Genomic DNA, 16,800 nt, shown 5'->3' on the forward strand with positions numbered 1-16,800 from the left:
GGGGTCTGGTGCGTGCTCTCGGTGCGCCGGCCAAGCGCCCTCGTACTGGACGTACTTGGGCGTTTGGCCGGTGCGGCGAGAGTGCGTGCCAGGGCCCGCGACGCCACGGAGATCCAAACGACACGGCCTAGGGCCGCACCCCGGAACTGCCTTCCGGGGTACGGCCCTTGGCGCAGGCGACGCAGTCGGCGGGCTCATGGGTCGCGCCGCCACGTTCGATGACGCCGAGCTCGCCCTTGAGCCGATAGTTCGTCGGCGTCGTGGACAGTGGCGTCCGCGTGAGGAAGTCCCAGGTCTCCGCCATGGGGTTGCGGATCGTCGCGACGAGGTCGCGCCATCCCTTCTGCGCGTCGGCTGTGGCGAAGCGGATCTCGTACTCGATCTTCTTCGGAGGGCGAGGAACCAGCTCGCCCTTCCCGGCGGCCGCCACAGCTACGGACGCTCCACGGTCTCATCGCCGTCAAGCCACTCCAGACCGGCACTGCCGCTGCTGAGCCCGGCCGCGACGGCGGTGGCCGTCTCCTTCCAGGAGGTCAGCTCTGCGATCGCGAGGTGCGGCTGGTCGGTGGAGGACGACGCGCGCGCCGCATCGACGAGGTCCTGCGCGCAGGACTCCCGGTCGGCCGGCGACAGCGCGAGCGTCCAAGGGAAGGCCTTCGACATCCGCTCGGCGAGCGAGCCGCGGTCGTCGGGGGTAACGGTGATGAGCTGCGCGGCAAAGTTCAGCAAGCGGGCACGACCCTCGGCCTCGGCGGAACGTATTCGGAAGTCCAGTGGAGGCCGCGGCGTGCGTGCGCCAGACTCGGCCTTCCACGGCGCTGCCGGTTCAGGGCTGGTCGACCTGGGCTCCGGGTACAAGGAGCAAAAGTGTGAAGGTCGTCGGATCCTTCGAAGCCAGGTAGAGACGGCCGCCGGTGGCAGTTGCCAAGTCCCTGGCAATGGCCAGCCCGAGTCCTGCACCGGTCCCGCCGCTGCTGTGACCACGCTGGAAGATGCGCTCCGCGTCTGCCGTGATGATGCCTTCGTCGCGTACGTCCACGGCCACCGCCTGGTCAAAGTCCCGGACCGCCATCTGCACGGTTCCAGCACCGTGCCGGCGAGCATTGTCGAGAAGGACGTCCAGGATCTCGGCGACGGTCCCGGCCGGTACCTGCGCGTCGACGGGTGTGTCAGCAGGGTCGATCGACAGGCGGCGCCCTTCGTCCGCGAGCGGCCCGCGCCACCGTTGTTCCGCTGCCTCCAGAACCGCGGCGAGTGGCGCGCGCCCGGTTTCGGACTGCCAGGCCGAGCCGCGGGTCAGTTGGAGGACCTCTTCGACGGTCTGGTGGAGGCGTCGTGTAGTGGTCAGCGCCTCGTCGACGGCGCTGCGCAACTGTGGCGCGGTGTCCTGCTCCAATGCGGCTTCCAACGTCAGTTGAAGTCCGGTCAGAGGCGTGCGGAGTTGATGTGAAGCGTTGGCGTTGAAGTCCCGCTCTCTCCGCAGGAGCTCCGACAGGTTCTGCAGCATGTCGTTGTGCGTGCGCGCGACCTGGTCGATCTCGTCGATGGTGCTGGGCTCGGCTCGCGCGGTCAGGTCCCCTTCAGCCACAGCGCGGCAGTTGCTGGACAGGGCCTCAAGTGGGGCGGCCAGAGCACGAGCCTGGCGACGGGCGGTGAGGACTGCGACGGCGAGGGCGAAGCCGGCGATGCCGACCAGTGCGCTCCACGCGAGCAGGACCTCGGTTCGCACGGTGCTCAGCGGGGCGGCGGCGCGGACGACGCCGATGACGCTTTCGGCATGCGTGACGGGGATGGCCACCACGCTCCGTCCTGCCGCCTCGCCTCGGTGGACGTCTCCGTTCCGGGTCTGGTCGGTGAGCGTGTCGCCGGTGTCCGGTCCGCTTCCGGATCGCAGTCGGTTGTGGTCGTCGTAGACGCCAAGGACGACGTGGGCCGGTGGGTTGGGCAGCTCGATGGGATCTCCGGACGTGAAGTCCGGCCCGACGCGAACGGCTGCGGACAGGGCGGCTCGCTCCAGCGTGTCGCGTTGATCCGCGTACAGGGACGATCTGATGGCCCACCCAAGGGGGAGGGCGAGAAGGATGACGGCCACCAGGGAGGCGGTGAGCGCCAGCCGCACGACGCGCTGTCTCATCCCCTCATCATGCCGATGAGGCACCTGGTCAGGCGGGTGATGTCGCGCGTTTTACCGTCCTCTAACCCGGCGCGGTCCCAGCGTTAACCCACGGGTTTCTAGCGTCGGTGTTCCCCCCTGATCAGTGCGGGGGCTCAGAAGGGACACATCATGATGCGCGTCCGGGTCTTGTGCGTGATGCCCGTTGTGGCAGCGACAGCCATGCTGGCTGGCTGCTCCTCAAGTAGCGGGTCCTCGACCCCGTCCGACGGGGGGTCGAGGACGTCAACGTCAGGCAGTGCACCGGCCCCCGCCCCCACCGAGTCGAATCCGCCTGGTGACATCCCCGACAATCAGCTCTACGTTCCGTTCGCGCCGACGCGGAGCGCCTTCAGCGTGAAGGTTCCCGAAGGATGGGCACGCAGTCAGAAGGGTTCGGCGACCGAGTTCACGGACAAGCTGAACTCAGTCACAGTGCAGACTGCCCCGGCTTCCAAGGCGCCGAGTGTGCAGGCGGCAACCGCCACGGTCATTCCCAAGCTGCGCTCCCAGGAGTCCCACGTGGCTCAGCCCAAGGCCGCGGTGGTCAAGCGGCACAGCGGTGACGTCGTGCGGATTACGTATCAGCGCGACTCGGCGAGGAACCCGGTCACCGGCAAGGTGGTCCGTGACGCCGTCGAACGCTATGCCTTCTTCCGGAACGGCCAGGAAGTGGACGTGACGTTGTCAGGGCCCGTGAACGCCGACAACGTCGACCCTTGGCGCATCATCAGCGACTCCTTCACCTGGAAGTGAGCGCCGTGAGCGACCGCATCGACGCAGAACCAGCACTCCATGCCCGGGAGTTGTACCGCTTCTACCGCTCCGACGACGAGGAGGTCTTCGCCTTGCGCGGTGTCACGCTCAGTGTGAACGCCGGTGAGACTGTCGCCGTCGTCGGGCCGTCGGGATCGGGCAAGTCGACCCTTCTGGCCTGTCTGGCCGGTCTGGACGAACCCTCGGGTGGCGAGGTTCGTCTGCACGGCGAACGCATCAGCCACCGCCCGGAATGGCAGCGAACGCGACTGCGGGCACAGCACATCGGAGTGCTGCTCCAGAGCGGCAACCTGCTGCCTCACCTGTCCGTGCGCGACAACGTCCTTCTGCCCCAGCATTCGCTGCCCGGCCGCCCGGCCACCTCCGTCGACGAGCTCTTGGCGGTGGTCGGCCTCAGCGACCGCAGCCACGCCCTGGCCCGCGAGCTGTCCGGCGGACAACTGGCCCGCGCCGGCCTGGCCGTGGCCCTGGCCAATGCGCCCGACGTGATTCTGGCCGACGAGCCCACCGGTGAGCTGGACAGCACCACCGAGCAGACGGTACTGGCGCTTCTCACGGCACAAGCACAGGCAGGAAGAGCCGTGATCATCGTGACCCACAGCCGTGGCGCCGTGCAGCGCGCCGACCGGGTCGTCACCCTCGTAGACGGTATGACCACGGCCGACGCAGGCGAGGCGGTGAGGCAGGCGTCATGACCGACAACATGCCTGCGCTTCTGGTGCAGTGCCGCCAAGCCGCTCTCACGTTCGACCAAGGCCCCCGGGCCGTAGTCGCCGTCCATGGGACCGACCTCGACATCCGAGTCGGCGACCGGCTCGCGGTCGTCGGCCCTTCGGGCAGCGGCAAGTCCTCGTTGCTGCACCTGCTCGCCGGCCTGGAGCAGCCGACGAAGGGGACCGTCGCACGCGCCAAGTCCCTGACGCCGCTGACGACGGGTCTCGTCTTCCAGAGCGACAGCCTCATCCCCGCATTGAGCGTGCTCGAAAACACCGCGCTGCCGCTCGTGCTCGCAGGCCGCTCCGAAACCGCGGCTCAGGAGACCGCCCGCGCCGCTCTGCAGCGCGTCGGCATCGGGATGCTCGCCGCTCGGCTGCCGCAGGAGATCTCCGGAGGACAAGCACAGCGCGTCGCCGTGGCGCGCGTTCTGGCCCAGTCTCCCGTGATGATCCTCGCCGACGAGCCCACTGGGCGCCTCGATCACGCCACCGGAGGCCAGGTGCTCGACTGCCTCCTTCAGGCGGCCGACCACAGCGGCGCGGCACTCGTCGTCACTACCCACGATCCGGCCGTCGCCACTCGTCTCGGGACGCGGTGCGCCATGCGTGATGGCCGGTTGCTGCCCGTCAAGGAGACGTCGTGATCACTTCATGGGTACACGGACTGGCGCGTCATCGCGCCGGCCGGCTCATCGCCGCTGCTGCCGGCATCGCCCTGGCCGTGGCCCTCGTCGCGGCCCTCGGATCCTTCCTGACCGAGTCCAAGGCAACGATGACACAGCGAGCGGTCCGCTCCGTCACGGTGGACTGGCAGGTCCAGGTCCAGCCCGGCACCTCGTCGGCCGCCGTGCTGTCCACCGTGGACAAGGCGGCGGGCACCCGCGCGGCTCTGCCCGTGGGCTACGCGCACACCAGCCGGTTCACCGCAACGACGAGCGGCAGCACGCAGACCACCGGCCCTGGCATGGCCCTGGGGATACCCGACTCCTACCGGCAGACGTTCCCCGGAAGTCTGCGCACGCTCTCCGGCGCGGACCACGGCGTGCTGCTCGCCCAGCAGACCGCCGCCAACCTGCATGTGGCCCCAGGTGATCGCATCACGATACGTCTCCCGGGAACCGGCGCTCACCAGGTAAGGATCGACGGTGTAGTCGATCTCCCGCAGGCCGACTCCCTGTTCCAGACGGTCGGCGCTCCCAGCCAGTCCCAGCCCACCGCTCCTCCCGACAACGTCGTTCTTCTCCCCTCCGCGCAGTTCACCGCGTTGGTCCGCGGGGCCAGCGGCGTGACCACCCAGATCCATGCCGCCCGGGACACAACCCGTCTGCCAAGCGACCCCGCGGCTGCGTACACGGCCGTCACACGGGCCGCTCACAACCTCGAAGCTGCCTCCTCCGGCGGCGCCCTGGTCGGCAACAACGTCGGGGCCGCGCTCGACGCCGCACGCCAGGACGCGGCATACGCACAGATGATGTTCCTCTTCCTCGGCGTGCCTGGTGCGGTGCTCGCGGCTGCGCTGACCTGGGCGGTGTCATCAGCAGGCGGCGAACGGCGACGCCAGGAGCAGGCCCTGCTTCGGCTGCGCGGACTCAGTTCGCGCCGGATCATCTTCCTGGCAGCCCTGGAAGCACTGCTCATCGGCCTCGGCGGCTCCGTACTCGGACTCGCTGGCGCCGCTCTGATCGGGCACTTCTCCTTCAGAGCCGCGACCTTCGGCTCGGCCGCTGCCTGGACCGCCTGGTACGCGATCGCCGGGGGCGTCGGCCTGCTCATCGCTCTCGCCTCGGTACTGATTCCCGCGGCACGCGATCTGCGGGGCTCGACGGTCTCCGACTCGCGTCGGCACGTGAACCCTGCCTTGGACCGTGCCCCGTGGTGGATGCGCTACGGCGTCGACCTGATCGTGCTCGTCGCCTCCTACCTGGTCTTCCGGGCCTCCTCCTCCAACCAGTACGCCCTGGTCCTCGCACCCGAGGGCGTGCCGACCCTGTCGGTGTCGTACTGGGCCTTCCTGGGCCCCGCTCTGCTGTGGATCGGATCCGCGCTCCTCCTGTGGCGCATCGTCCGTATGACGCTCACGCACGGCCGCGGCCTTGTCCGGCGACTGGCACGCCCCTTCACCGGAACGCTGGCCGGCACCACCTCGGCCGTCCTCTCCCGACGACGCAGGCCCTTGGCCCGGTCCATCGTTCTCCTGGCGCTGGCGATCTCGTTCGCCGTGTCGACAGCAGTGTTCAACTCGACATATCGACAGCAGGCAGAGGTGGATGCCCGGCTCACCAACGGCGCCGACGTCACCGTCACCGAACCTCCCGCGGCACACACCGCCCCTGCGGACGGCACCGCACTCAAAGTGAACGGTGTGCGCCATGTCGAGCCGCTCCAGCACCGCTTCGCGTACGTGGGCTCCGATCTGCAGGACCTGTACGGAGTGCGGCCCGACACGATCGCCAAAGCCACGTCCCTCCAGGACGCCTACTTCTCCGGGGGCAGCGCCGAACAGCTCATGCACACACTTGCCCAGCGTCCGGACAACCTCCTGGTGAGCCTTGAGACGGTGCAGGACTTCCAGCTCTCCCCCGGCGACACCATCAACCTTCGCGTCCAGGACGCCCGCACCAAGGCGCTGCGCACCGTTCCCTTCCACTACGCGGGAATCGTCAAGGAGTTCCCGACCGCTCCGAAGGACAGCTTCTTCGTCGCGAATGCCTCGTACATCGCCAAGGCAACCGGATCCGATGCGGTGGGTGCGTTCCTTCTGGACACCGGCGGCAGCCACCAACGCACCATCGCCCGGGACCTGCGCTCGCAGCTCGGCACGAAAGCGACCGTCACCGACCTCACACAGACACGCGGCACGATCGGGACCAGCCTGACCTCGGTCGACCTCTCCGGCCTGACCCGCATCGAGCTGCTCTTCGCCATCGGCCTGTCCGTAGGTGCAGGTGCCCTGGTACTGGCCCTCGGTCTGGCCGAGCGCCGCCGCACCTTCGCCATCGCCAGTGTCCTGGGAGCCAAGTCCCGCCAGCTGCGGGGCATGGTCACCACCGAAGCAGCCCTGCTCGCCGCAGCAGGTCTGACGGGCGGTGCACTCATCGGCTGGCTGCTGTCCCAGATGCTCGTCAAGGTACTGACGGGAGTGTTCGACCCACCACCGGCACACCTCGCCGTGCCCATGCTGTACCTGGCGGCATGTGCCGGTGCCGTACTCATCGCGATGGGGTGTGCGGCGTGGAACGGCATCCGGCCGGCTCGACGACCAGCCGTGGAGGAACTGCGTGACCTGTGACCGTCCAGCTCCGCCGAGACGGAACTACCGGCTTCCTCTCTCTTAGGCTGACGTTATGGCCCAGCCCACGCCCTCCACGCGTCAATCGGTGCTCGTCGTCGAGGACGACGAGACGATCGGCCGCCACCTGGAGACCGGACTCCACAGCAACGGCTACGCCCCTCAATGGGTACGGACCGGCACCAGTGCACTGGCCGAAGCCGAGCTGCACCCCTATGCCGCGGTCCTGCTGGACCTCGGGCTTCCCGACATCGACGGGATCGGCTTGGCGCGCACTCTGCGTTCCCGCCGCGCCGACCTGTTGATCATCATCCTCACCGCGAGAACCGACGACATCGACGTCGTGGCCGGACTGGACGCCGGTGCCGACGACTACCTGCTCAAACCGTTCAGCCTGACCGTTCTCCTGGCCCGCCTTCGCGCTCACCTGCGCCGGGCACGACCCGTGGAGGACGGACAGCCGACAAGGATCCAGCTCGGCGACCTGACCCTCGACATCGCCGCCCGCCGCTGCCACCTCCCGGACGGCAGCGAACTCGACCTACGACCCAAGGAATTCGACCTCCTCACCGCACTCGCGCGCCGTCGAGGCGAGGCGGTCTCGCGAGAGACCCTCATGAGTGAAGTGTGGGACGAGAACTGGTTCGGCCCCACCAAAACGCTCGACGTCACCATGGCCGGCCTCCGGCGCAGACTCCACGACAGTCCCACCGCACAACCGGGCGCCCCGCGTATTCCTGTCATCACGACTCTGCGAAGGCACGGCTATCGACTGGAGGCCTGATCGCCTCCCCGCACTTCGTGTGTTCGTGGAGTGCCTGGTCAGAGACACTCGTGAACCCCACAGAAGAACCCCGCACCTGGTACGGGTGCGGGGTTCTTCGTCGCCGTAGGATGCGCGGCTCCACTCCGGGAGCAGATCGCCTGCGATCATGCTCGCAGGCACGGCTTCCGCCCCGTGGCGCGCGAGCGCCCTGCCCCCGCGCGCGAGATGCAGAGGGCAGGGCGCTCGTTCACATCAGGTCAAGAACCGGCAAGTTCGCGCAGCACGTAATGAGACATGCTTCGATTGCCGTTCCTAACCCTATTCACCGCCGCCGTTTAACCTCACTCTCGACCAACCGCACAAAATGCCTGGTCAGAGGCGTGCCGAGGGAGATAAATAGGCACTAACTCGCAGTTGGTGAAGCACCTCAGTTTACATGCTTCGGTTGCGGTACTTGAGATCGCCACCTCCCCTGAAATCCGACGTTGCGATCGACCCGGGGTCCGAGCCGAGCTTCCGCGCTTGGCACCGGCTTCGGCGGTCATGGTGGGCATGGCAGCGCTGCTGCGGGCAGGCGCAGACCAGTCGTCCTGAGCGAAACCCGACGCGTTCGGCTGACGAGTCGAGAGCGGCTCGTACTTGAGGAAGGAGGCTGTCGGTGTGAGGTCTCAGAAGATGCTTAACCGTTTGTGCTCTGGACATGGTTGACACGTTCGGCTGAACGTCCGCTATCTCCCAACTGCCGGTGCGGCAGGGGTGCTTCCGTCGGAGTCGTGGATATACAGCAGTTGGCCGAGTACCGCTACCGGGCTGTCCGCGAAGTGCTCGGCGGGTCTCCGATCGGTGAGGTCGCGGCCCGGTACGGCACCTCGCGCCAAACCCTGCACAGCTGGCGGCGGCGGTTCGAGCAGGAGGGCATTCCCGGTCTGCTGAATCGCTCCCGCCGGCCGCGGAACAGTCCCACGCGCCTGTCCGCCGAGGTTGAGGCCGAGATCTGCGAGCTGCGCCGCCGGCATCCCCGGTGGGGTGCCCGCCGGATCTCCGACGAGCTGTCCGGCCGCGGGCTGGAGTCGGTGCCGTCGCGGGCCACGGTCCACCGGGTGCTGTCCCGCAATGGCCTGGTCCGCGCCCGGGAACAGCACCGACGCTCGGCACGCACGACCGTGAGCGTAGAGCACGCCGACAATCAGAGCGCCTCGCGAACACGATGGCCGCGCCACCCGGCCTCTCCGGTCGTACTCGAGGACCTCCGGAAGGCGGGAGCCGCCAAAGCCGAGGGCGCGCCTCCTCTGTCACAGGCACAAGTCGACCGGATCGTCGCCATCCTGCGCCAGGCAGGCTCTCAGGCCAGTGCACGTCGTGGACGCGGAGCGCCACACCGGACGGCTGGGGGCCGTGGGAGCGGTACTCGGCACCGGCGGCACGGGGTGCGGTCACGCTCCTCTCGCATTCGCGCTCGCCCAGTGCCGCAGCGCGAGCCCGCTGGTCTGGTCCTCCTTGATCGCGACCGAGACGGACTACTGGACCGGGATGGCACCGGCGATGCTGGTGATCGCCCTCGGCTTCGGGACCGGCGTCTTCACCAGGCCCAAGACCATCACCGACGAGTGGCTAACCCGCATCGCGGTCGGCGACGCCATCAGCGTCACCGCCGAAGCCACCACCCACAACCACCATGCCCCGGGAGTCACCTACCTTCCGATCGAGGACGCCCCGTCCGTCGCGGTCGCGCTTGTATGACCTACAGCGCACGCCCCCAGGCTCATGTCTTCGCTACCTTCGCCCGGCAGTACGTCGAGAGCATCATCGGAGCGAGCACACCTCTGTTGCTGCTGACATCTGATGGAGAACAGGACCGGGCCTCAGAGATGACGATGTGAAGAGCCCGCACGACAGGCGCGTTTGCCTAGGCCACCGCGTATGCAGCGCCGTCATTCCATGGAGAACCTTAGTCACCGCCGTCTCCCCATCACGTGAGGCATCGGGAATGCCGCGAGGCCATCGCCTGTTCGACATCAAGCACAGGGAGGGAGCCACGCATGACCCAAGCGGAGCCGCAACGTCGCCGGACTCAAGAGGAAGTCGAGCGGCTCTTCGCCTACATCGACGGCGACAGCCCGTGGGCTCGGGGCAGGCGCGTGGTCGACCTCGGAGCCCGGGAGATCCTGCGGCAGTCCTTGGTGGGCGAACTCACCGACGATGAAGCCCAGTCTGCTGCGCACAGAACCAGGCATCGACGCCGCGTCGGCGCGCGCCGTGCAAGCGTGGATCCACTCTCTGCGGGGCGCAAGGCCACAGGTGTAGCTGAGGGGTGCATCTGGCGACTACGGGCGCTCCACAGCGACGTCATCTTCAAGCCACTCGAGGTCGACGCTGCCCAGCCTCGCAGCGACCGCCGACGCAGTCTCCTTCCAGGAGGTCAGCTCGGCGATCATGAGGTGCGGCTGGCCGGCACGCGCGGCACAAGCGAGGTCCTGCGTGCAGGACTCCTGGTCCGCCGGCGACAACGCGAGCATCCAGGGGAATGTCTCAGTCATACGCGCGGAATCCATAGATTCAATCCTAATCCGGCATCTACTCCCTGCGGGGCGTAGAGCCAGTGGCGTAGCCGGCCGGTTGATTCGCCGAGGCAGGAGTACGCCTGCACACGGAACCGCCTTGATCAGTTCGCTGCTTCCGAGATGTTCGCGACCACTCGGTACATCGTCTGCCTGTTCGCTCCGAACATCGCGCCGATCTCGGCCGGGGAGGACTCGTCCTCCCCGTCGAGCCAGCGCACTCGACTCTTCCGTGCCGCCGAGAGCTTCGGCTGATGGCGTCTCAGCTTCCTCTGCCGCTCGGGCACGGCCAGCGCCTCCCTCGTCCGTGCCGCCTCGGCGGCGCTCGGCGGTGGCACCTCCTCATGACGCTGATGCTGGTCGCCGCATCGCGGCAATCGGCTACTGACGCTCGCTCAGCCCGCGCCGCAAGGTGCTGGCCCCGGGCCTGGCGATGCTCCTGAACACGCTCGTCTAAATCCCCGCCGGTGGCCATCTCGCGCAGGCCCGCGAACGTCAGAAACTGTGCCGACCAGAGTAGTTCATCGTGACGTTGGGCCGGAACTCAGTCGATTTCCGGCCCAACGTCACGTTTGTTAGGCGTTCACTGACGACCACTCAGGGTCCTGCCTCATCCCATGCAGCTTGGCTATTCGCCACCTCGTGCCGATGCTGGGCGTTCTAAGGGCCAATCCCGATTTTCAGTCGCCGCCAACGAGACGCAGGACCGGACGTTGATCCGCCATGCCGAGCAGATCTCGCACTTGTGAGGGGTTAATCTTCAAGGCGTCCGCAAGAGCAGGCACTCTGGCACCGTGATCTCCGGCCAGATCGGCCGCCTTCCTCAGAAGTGTCGGAACCTCGCCTGCGTACGAGCTGGTCGGGTCGGCACCTGGATCGTCAAGTACCGCCAGACGTTGGTACGCGCGGCGTGCTGACGACTCTGTCGTCCGGCCACGTTCGACCATCCTGCGGACCAACGAGTGCGGCGATACGCCCCAGGTTCTGCCGAGCCGGTCCAGCGCTGTCAGGTCGAGACGCTCCGGGAGCATCGCGTCCATCGAGGACGAGGGAGTCAGGAATGCGGCAGCAAATTCATCCGCTTCTTTCTCGATAGCTGCGCTGTGCTCACCGCAATCAACGTGCAACAGCAGGTGCCCGATCTCATGCGCGATCGAGAACCGATGACGGAAGACGTTCTCGCTCCGACGCGGCGTCGTGATGATGATCGGGCGATCCAGGATCACTGCTGAGAACGCATCCACTGCATCGATCTCGCCGAGCGGTCGCATCGCTACGACGATTCCGCGGGACTCAGCAGTGGCGACGAGGTGCTTGACCGGCCCGTCGGGCAGACCCCAGTGCCGGCGCAACAACGTCGCCGCCTCAGCCGGTGACGTCCCTGCCGCCACAGCAGGCAGATCAGCCTCGGGAAGCTTCACGTAGCGCTCAAGGGCAAACGTCAGTTCCCAGACCATCGCCGCTGTGGCCAGGGCCTTTTGCCGATCACTCACACGGGCAGACCGCAGGCTCCGGAAGTGAGCGTTCACGGTGTCGATTCGTGCCAGAGGCCGGCCGATGCCAAAGAAACCGGTGCGGACGTTAAGGGTCTGGGCCAGGCGGTCGAGCACGTCAGGGCGCGGAGCGTTGACCCCGGCCTCGTATTGCCCGATCGCCGCGGCCGACACCCCGACCGCGGCGGCCAGGTCCGACTTGCTCATTCCGACGCGAACGCGTGCTTGAGTCAGTCGTGCTGGCTCAAACCGGCCATGCGTCTGCCCGGAGCCCGGCCAATCAAACAGGCTCGGAGTATCCTCACGCATCCGGCTGTGTTCCCTCCTGCTTCTGCAGCTTGACGGCGGGGACGACCGGCATGCCGCTGTCGAACGGCTCGACATCCGACGACGCTTGGACGGCGTCGAGTTCCGGCTCCCAGATGGTTTCCTGCCCGCGAAGCTCGACCTTACCGGTCACCTGGTTGAGCTCAGCGATCGCCCACTTGATCGACTGCAACTGGTGCGGCGACGACTGGATCATGACGAGGATCAGAGGCATCGTGTCGCCGGCCGCCTGCACGACCTCCTCGAGCTCAATCTCTTCGTCAGCGGCCTCGGGCGACTCAGCAACAGTCGATAAGGCCAGATCGAACAGCATTGGATCAGGACGCGGCGCGACAAAGCCGTTCTTCCGCGTCGGCCTCGACGCGAAGTTTGCGACCGCGTCTGCGACTTCCGGGACCCTCCACACGTAGACGAGGCAGTCGTTGACCACCGGCAGCTTGTAACCGGCAGGGGCCAGCTTGTGCGACTGGAAACCTCGCTCAGCCATGGCTTCGTGGGCGTCATCAAGCAGATCACGCCATTGGGTACCAAACCCCGTCCTGTACCGAGACTTCGACACCTGGTGCGCCTCCGCGAAGCGACCGTAGAGAGCTCGTGCTACCTCAACGAGCAAGTCACGAACGCCGGGAGCGTGGAGTCCGAGTTCATCGGCGGGCGAAGTTGGTACCACAGCAAGCCTCCTGAAAGGTCGTCTGGAGCCGCCGAAGCGGCCATTTATAACTTCAGTATGACACGCGATTCGCGCACGCGTGCTTCATTCAGCCACGACGGCGTGTCGAGCCCTGCGAGTGAAGTACGCCGCCCAAGTTGGTCCTGCCAGCGCTTCCCTGCCGCCGAGCAGCCCTCAAGATGGCCCGGTCAGGGAACGTCGTGCATCTGGGACGTCGAGTGCGTCCGACCGCCCCCAGGAAACAGTCGTGCTTGCGTCATCTACGAGTGACAACACTGTTCTTGTCGGAGCTCCTGACTAGCGTTGAGCCCGGTAACACTTCGCACAGGGGGACATATGTTTGACCGAAACACCGACTACCCAACGGCCATCGCCAGTTACGACGATGAGGGCATCGCCGCCGCGATCGATTGGTGCGTCAGGCACATGCAGACGGATGACACGCTCTCCGTCTGGACGTCGCTCACGTCGAACCTCAGTAACTGCGACGCCCTGGAGAGCTTCGTGCGGCAATACAGCGACGTGGAGCACATCATCAGCCACGGTGGCGGGAGACCACGTCACGCTGGCCCGGTGCTGATGGCCTGGCCAGACATGGGCGATATCGGGGAGCTGGTCCACTACGGCCGGGGCATCCGGGGCATCTGCATCATCGCTGACGATGCCGACGAAATCCGCCCGTGGGTCACGGCGATGAGACCGGACATCCTGGGGGACGGCTCAGACTGGGAGCACCTCTCCCCCGATCTCGACCCGATCGTGGTGGAGGCCCTGAAGAGCCTGACGCGCACGGTGAACCACAACAACACCATCTCGGCCGGCTTTGAGAAGGAACAGGTCGTCGGCACCCTTCTGGCGCTGCACGACGCCAGGATCCCAATGAATGCTGGGTCGATTCAAGGCTGGACCCTTGCCCACGGATGGGCCGGCAAGAACCCGGAGAGGCTCGCGCAGTACGTACGGGACATCAACAGCGGGAAGCGCCCACGCGCAGGTCGCGGAGTGCCCGCCGACTACATCGACCGCCTGCGGCAGCAGCTGGCTTCGGGCAGTGATCCAGACGCCGAGAACTAGAGCCGCAGCCTCGGCAACTCGCCCGTGAGCGCCGGCGGATTGCCGTGTGTCGCCTCCAAGCGTGGCCCGCGCCACGCACTTTGTGCGCTTCAGCGGGTGGGCTCGGTAGCTCTCGACCGTCAGGCGAGCAGTCGGGCATCGCTGCGGCGTCGATCCTTGCGCCGTTCGAGCATGACCAGTTCGCTCGGGTTGCCTGGCTCAGTGCCGCATCAGCCGTCGTCCATGGTTCTGGCGGCCGGTGGACAACTTTTGATAGGTCGCCAAGCGAATCTTCTGCAATTCGAGTTCTGAGACGTGCAATGACAGTTCCTCCCAGCACGCGGCCGGCGCGCATAACGTCGATATGCGGGAGCGGAACTGCTTCTGTGGAACTCCAGGAGGTATCAAATGAACGAGGAGAAGAGCCGAGCACAGCAATTGGTGGGCGAAGTCGCCCCGAAGCTCGCGGAATTGACCGACGATGTGCTGTTCGGCGATGTCTGGGCCAGGCCCGAGCTGTCACGCCGTGACCGTAGCCTGGTCACCGTCGCGGCGCTGACGGCGCTCGGGCGCACCGACCAGCTCCGCTCGCACCTGAACCTGGCCCTGGACAACGGCGTGACTGAGCAGGAGCTTGCAGAAGTCGCCACGCATCTTGCCTTCTACGCCGGGTGGCCGGCCGGGATGACGGCCGCGACCACGCTGAAAGAGGTCCTCGGTGCCCGCTGATCAGCAGGATGGCGAGATGGTCCTCCTCCCGAGGCCAGCAACGGCCAAGGCCTCTGTGGAGCGTTTCTCCGGTGACGTGTGGGTGGACGGCATCGCCGGCGGAGCGGGGCCTGGGACTGCGACACTCGCGGCGGTGCGGTTCTCCCCCGGCGCGAGGACAGCGTGGCACTGCCACGGGAACGGCCAGACCCTGCACGTGACCGACGGCGTCGGGATCGTCCAGTCCCAGGATGGCCAAACGATCGTGATGCGGCCGGGCGACACGGTGGAGACGCCCCCGGGCGTGTGGCACTGGCACGGTGCGCTGCCAGACGCGTTCATATCTCACCTTGCCCTCTCGATCGCCGGCGGAGCGATCCGCGGGGCTTCGTCGTCCAGTCAGCGCGCCGTCAGCAGTCGATGGCGCACTGCCAGTTCCTCCCTCCCGGAGGAAGAGCGTGCTCATCAGACGTGCGCGATGCGGCGCTACCAGCCGCTGCCGTCGGTGCGGGTGGCGACCCATCCGCCGTCGCTTCTGCGGAACGCGGTACGGAAGGCGGTGCGCCATCGGCCGCGTTCTCCGTCGATGGTCACGTCGGTCATCGTGCGCGCGGTGACGACGGCGTCGGCTGCAGTACTCCCGGGCTCGACCGCGATGTCGACGTCCTCGATGGAGTGATAGACCGCTCTTCCTGCCGCGATGTCGTTGACCCATTCCTCGCGGGATTGGGTCCGCCCGGTCATGTGCCCAAGCACGAAGTCTTCGTCCAGGAGTTCGCGGAGGACGGCAGGGTCGCCGTGTTCGAGGGCCATGCGCAGGCCGCCCCAGGCGTCGATGGGGTCGAGATCGGCGTCCGATTCCTTCGTCATGGTCTCCTTCAGTCGGCGTCGGTGAGCAGGGCTGCTGGTCGCGATCTACTTCGTGATCAGGCGGGTGAATGCCATAGCGCCGAGACGCCATGCATTGCCGTCCTGCACGTACGTCTCGGTGACGGCGAACGGGTTCGTCACTTCGTTGCCGTCGACGACGGAGTGCATCACGAGGTTCGTCAGCACAATGCCAGTGGAGCCGATCACGCGCGCAGAGACGTCCTCGACCTCTACCTCGCGGTAGTGGATGCGGCTGGTCTCGATCACCTCGAGCTCCTCGCCCTTGGTGAACGTCGCGCCCATGTGCACGAAGATCGCCTCGTCGTGGAAGAGCGCCTCGAGGTTCTTGGTGTCCTTCGAGGACATCCACTCCCACTTCTGCGCGGAGAGCGCAATGAGCTGGTCGGGCGCGGTGTCGGCCATCGTGTTGTTCCTGTCCTGGTGCAAGTGCGGTGGGTGGGTTGCGCCTGACCGCTGAGGGCGCGCAGCTCGTCGTGCGTGCCCTCAGACGTGTCAGAGGGGTCTGTCGGCAGCTCAGGCCTCGGGGATCGGCATGCCGTAGTTCTCGAGCGTGATGGCCGAGGGCTCCGGGCCTCCGCGCACGCCGGTGTCCAGTGCGTCGATCGCGGCGAGCTCGTCCGTGCTGAGCTCGAAGTCGAACACGTCGAAGTTCTCCGCGATGCGCGCGGGCTTGATCGACTTCGGGATGGCGGAGCGGCCCTGCCGCAGGTGCCAGCGCAGCATGACCTGCGCGGGGCTCTTGCTGTGCCGGTCAGCGATCTGGCCGATCGTCTCGTTCTCCAGAGTGCTCTTCTGGCCGTCGCCGTAGATGGTCACGCCGCCGATGGGCGACCACGCCTGAGTGAGGATGTTGTGCTCGGCGTGCAGGGCCTGCAACTCGCGCTGCTGGAAGTAGGGGTGCACCTCGATCTGGTTGACCGCGGGCACGATCTCCGTCTTCTCCAGCAGCTCGGCAAGGACCTCGGGCATGAAGTTCGAGACGCCGATCGCTCGGACCTTGCCGTCGGCGTAGAGCTTCTCCAGGGCGCGGTAGGCGTCGAGCGTCAGGTCGAAGCGGGTGGTGAGCGGCTGGTGGAGCAGGAGCAGGTCGATCTGCTCGACGTCAAGCTTCGCGGCCGACTTCTCGAAGCCGTGCAGGGCAGCGTCGTAGCCGTAGTCGCTGATCCACAGCTTCGTCTCCACGAAGACCTCGGACCGGTCGAGGCCGGAGGCGCGCAGCGCCTTTCCGACGCCGGCCTCGTTGAAGTACGCAGCGGCGGTGTCGATGTGCCGGTAGCCGGCCCGCAGCGCCTCGGCCACGGCCGTGGCAGTCTCGTCGGCAGGGGTCTGGAAGACGCCGAACCCGATGGCCGGGAGCGTCACCTCGTTGTTCAGTGTGAGCGTTGTGTTCGTCATGCCGT

At 67.0% G+C, this 16,800-nt stretch carries 18 protein-coding genes and 2 pseudogenes; 11 read left to right on the forward strand and 9 right to left on the reverse strand.

Annotated elements, in window-relative coordinates; all coding sequences use genetic code 11:
* Positions 1-127: 127 nt before the first annotated feature.
* The 3 genes from ACFVST_RS15615 to ACFVST_RS15625 form a co-directional block, all read right to left on the reverse strand.
* The gene (locus tag ACFVST_RS15615; RefSeq protein ID WP_390151156.1) at positions 128-430 is read right to left on the reverse strand and encodes a hypothetical protein; all 303 of its coding nucleotides are present in this window, start codon (positions 428-430) and stop codon (positions 128-130) included.
* Between the two features lie 2 nt (positions 431-432).
* On the reverse strand, positions 433-729 hold the full coding sequence (locus tag ACFVST_RS15620; protein ID WP_390151159.1) for a hypothetical protein: 297 nt from the start codon (positions 727-729) through the stop codon (positions 433-435).
* A gap of 97 nt (positions 730-826) precedes the next feature.
* Complete coding sequence (locus ACFVST_RS15625) at positions 827-2,134, reverse strand: histidine kinase dimerization/phospho-acceptor domain-containing protein (protein ID WP_390151162.1); 1,308 nt, start codon at positions 2,132-2,134, stop codon at positions 827-829.
* A gap of 375 nt (positions 2,135-2,509) precedes the next feature.
* Here ACFVST_RS15625 and ACFVST_RS15630 point away from each other — a divergent pair, with 375 nt between their 5' ends.
* From ACFVST_RS15630 to ACFVST_RS15660, 7 genes and pseudogenes are all read left to right on the forward strand, one after another.
* Positions 2,510-2,908: a hypothetical protein gene (locus ACFVST_RS15630; RefSeq protein ID WP_390151165.1), complete on the forward strand. Its 399-nt coding sequence runs from the start codon at positions 2,510-2,512 to the stop codon at positions 2,906-2,908.
* The gene (locus tag ACFVST_RS15635) at positions 2,872-3,624 is read left to right on the forward strand and encodes an ABC transporter ATP-binding protein (RefSeq protein ID WP_390151168.1); all 753 of its coding nucleotides are present in this window, start codon (positions 2,872-2,874) and stop codon (positions 3,622-3,624) included. The genes ACFVST_RS15630 and ACFVST_RS15635 overlap by 37 nt, the downstream gene beginning before the upstream one ends.
* Complete coding sequence (locus ACFVST_RS15640; protein WP_390151171.1) at positions 3,621-4,289, forward strand: ABC transporter ATP-binding protein; 669 nt, start codon at positions 3,621-3,623, stop codon at positions 4,287-4,289. The genes ACFVST_RS15635 and ACFVST_RS15640 overlap by 4 nt, the downstream gene beginning before the upstream one ends.
* Positions 4,286-6,934: an FtsX-like permease family protein gene (locus ACFVST_RS15645; protein WP_390151174.1), complete on the forward strand. Its 2,649-nt coding sequence runs from the start codon at positions 4,286-4,288 to the stop codon at positions 6,932-6,934. The genes ACFVST_RS15640 and ACFVST_RS15645 overlap by 4 nt, the downstream gene beginning before the upstream one ends.
* Positions 6,935-6,989: 55 nt before the next feature.
* A complete protein-coding gene (locus ACFVST_RS15650; protein WP_390151177.1) occupies positions 6,990-7,718 on the forward strand; it encodes a response regulator transcription factor in 729 nt (242 codons plus the stop codon).
* A gap of 755 nt (positions 7,719-8,473) precedes the next feature.
* Positions 8,474-8,794: pseudogene (locus ACFVST_RS15655) on the forward strand (helix-turn-helix domain-containing protein); the annotation flags it as partial.
* Between the two features lie 265 nt (positions 8,795-9,059).
* Positions 9,060-9,440, forward strand: coding sequence for a hypothetical protein (locus tag ACFVST_RS15660; RefSeq protein ID WP_390151413.1), 381 nt, complete (start codon positions 9,060-9,062; stop codon positions 9,438-9,440).
* A gap of 584 nt (positions 9,441-10,024) precedes the next feature.
* Here the strand turns inward: ACFVST_RS15660 and ACFVST_RS15665 are convergent.
* Positions 10,025-10,237, reverse strand: a complete 213-nt coding sequence (locus ACFVST_RS15665) for a hypothetical protein (protein WP_390151179.1) — start codon at positions 10,235-10,237, stop codon at positions 10,025-10,027.
* A 144-nt stretch (positions 10,238-10,381) separates the two neighbouring features.
* Here ACFVST_RS15665 and ACFVST_RS15670 point away from each other — a divergent pair, with 144 nt between their 5' ends.
* On the forward strand, positions 10,382-10,513 hold the full coding sequence (locus ACFVST_RS15670; protein ID WP_390151182.1) for a hypothetical protein: 132 nt from the start codon (positions 10,382-10,384) through the stop codon (positions 10,511-10,513).
* A 425-nt stretch (positions 10,514-10,938) separates the two neighbouring features.
* On the opposite strand, the gene ACFVST_RS15675 is transcribed toward ACFVST_RS15670, so the two are convergent.
* Both ACFVST_RS15675 and ACFVST_RS15680 read right to left on the reverse strand, forming a co-directional pair.
* Positions 10,939-12,060: an XRE family transcriptional regulator gene (locus ACFVST_RS15675; protein WP_390151185.1), complete on the reverse strand. Its 1,122-nt coding sequence runs from the start codon at positions 12,058-12,060 to the stop codon at positions 10,939-10,941.
* Entirely contained in the window at positions 12,053-12,565 is a 513-nt protein-coding gene (locus ACFVST_RS15680; RefSeq protein ID WP_390151188.1) for a hypothetical protein, read from the reverse strand. Before ACFVST_RS15680 ends, ACFVST_RS15675 begins: the two co-directional genes overlap by 8 nt.
* Positions 12,566-13,084: 519 nt before the next feature.
* On the opposite strand from ACFVST_RS15680, the gene ACFVST_RS15685 reads away from it, so the two are divergent.
* From ACFVST_RS15685 to ACFVST_RS15695, 3 genes and pseudogenes are all read left to right on the forward strand, one after another.
* The gene (locus ACFVST_RS15685; protein WP_390151191.1) at positions 13,085-13,822 is read left to right on the forward strand and encodes a hypothetical protein; all 738 of its coding nucleotides are present in this window, start codon (positions 13,085-13,087) and stop codon (positions 13,820-13,822) included.
* A gap of 387 nt (positions 13,823-14,209) precedes the next feature.
* Positions 14,210-14,530, forward strand: coding sequence for a carboxymuconolactone decarboxylase family protein (locus ACFVST_RS15690; protein ID WP_390151194.1), 321 nt, complete (start codon positions 14,210-14,212; stop codon positions 14,528-14,530).
* Between the two features lie 16 nt (positions 14,531-14,546).
* Positions 14,547-14,897, forward strand: a pseudogene (locus ACFVST_RS15695) (cupin domain-containing protein); the annotation flags it as partial.
* Between the two features lie 98 nt (positions 14,898-14,995).
* Here the strand turns inward: ACFVST_RS15695 and ACFVST_RS15700 are convergent.
* The 3 genes from ACFVST_RS15700 to ACFVST_RS15710 form a co-directional block, all read right to left on the reverse strand.
* Complete coding sequence (locus ACFVST_RS15700; RefSeq protein WP_390151196.1) at positions 14,996-15,379, reverse strand: nuclear transport factor 2 family protein; 384 nt, start codon at positions 15,377-15,379, stop codon at positions 14,996-14,998.
* Positions 15,380-15,424: 45 nt separating this feature from the next.
* Positions 15,425-15,802, reverse strand: coding sequence for a nuclear transport factor 2 family protein (locus ACFVST_RS15705; RefSeq protein WP_390151199.1), 378 nt, complete (start codon positions 15,800-15,802; stop codon positions 15,425-15,427).
* Positions 15,803-15,913: 111 nt separating this feature from the next.
* The gene (locus tag ACFVST_RS15710; protein WP_390151202.1) at positions 15,914-16,795 is read right to left on the reverse strand and encodes an aldo/keto reductase; all 882 of its coding nucleotides are present in this window, start codon (positions 16,793-16,795) and stop codon (positions 15,914-15,916) included.
* Positions 16,796-16,800: the final 5 nt, after the last annotated feature.

The sequence above is a fragment of the Streptomyces sp. NPDC058045 genome (genome assembly GCF_042885635.1).
GTDB lineage: Bacteria > Actinomycetota > Actinomycetes > Streptomycetales > Streptomycetaceae > Streptomyces.

Coding starts and splice junctions, on each gene's coding strand:
- ACFVST_RS15625 (WP_390151162.1), bottom strand. CDS start 2,134: ATGAGACAGCGCGTCGTGCGGCTGGCGCTCACCGCCTCCCTGGTGGCC.
- ACFVST_RS15640 (WP_390151171.1), top strand. CDS start 3,621: ATGACCGACAACATGCCTGCGCTTCTGGTGCAGTGCCGCCAAGCCGCT.
- ACFVST_RS15650 (WP_390151177.1), top strand. CDS start 6,990: ATGGCCCAGCCCACGCCCTCCACGCGTCAATCGGTGCTCGTCGTCGAG.
- ACFVST_RS15665 (WP_390151179.1), bottom strand. CDS start 10,237: ATGACTGAGACATTCCCCTGGATGCTCGCGTTGTCGCCGGCGGACCAG.
- ACFVST_RS15670 (WP_390151182.1), top strand. CDS start 10,382: ATGTTCGCGACCACTCGGTACATCGTCTGCCTGTTCGCTCCGAACATC.
- ACFVST_RS15675 (WP_390151185.1), bottom strand. CDS start 12,060: ATGCGTGAGGATACTCCGAGCCTGTTTGATTGGCCGGGCTCCGGGCAG.
- ACFVST_RS15680 (WP_390151188.1), bottom strand. CDS start 12,565: ATGGCTGAGCGAGGTTTCCAGTCGCACAAGCTGGCCCCTGCCGGTTAC.
- ACFVST_RS15685 (WP_390151191.1), top strand. CDS start 13,085: ATGTTTGACCGAAACACCGACTACCCAACGGCCATCGCCAGTTACGAC.
- ACFVST_RS15690 (WP_390151194.1), top strand. CDS start 14,210: ATGAACGAGGAGAAGAGCCGAGCACAGCAATTGGTGGGCGAAGTCGCC.
- ACFVST_RS15700 (WP_390151196.1), bottom strand. CDS start 15,379: ATGACGAAGGAATCGGACGCCGATCTCGACCCCATCGACGCCTGGGGC.
- ACFVST_RS15705 (WP_390151199.1), bottom strand. CDS start 15,802: ATGGCCGACACCGCGCCCGACCAGCTCATTGCGCTCTCCGCGCAGAAG.
- ACFVST_RS15710 (WP_390151202.1), bottom strand. CDS start 16,795: ATGACGAACACAACGCTCACACTGAACAACGAGGTGACGCTCCCGGCC.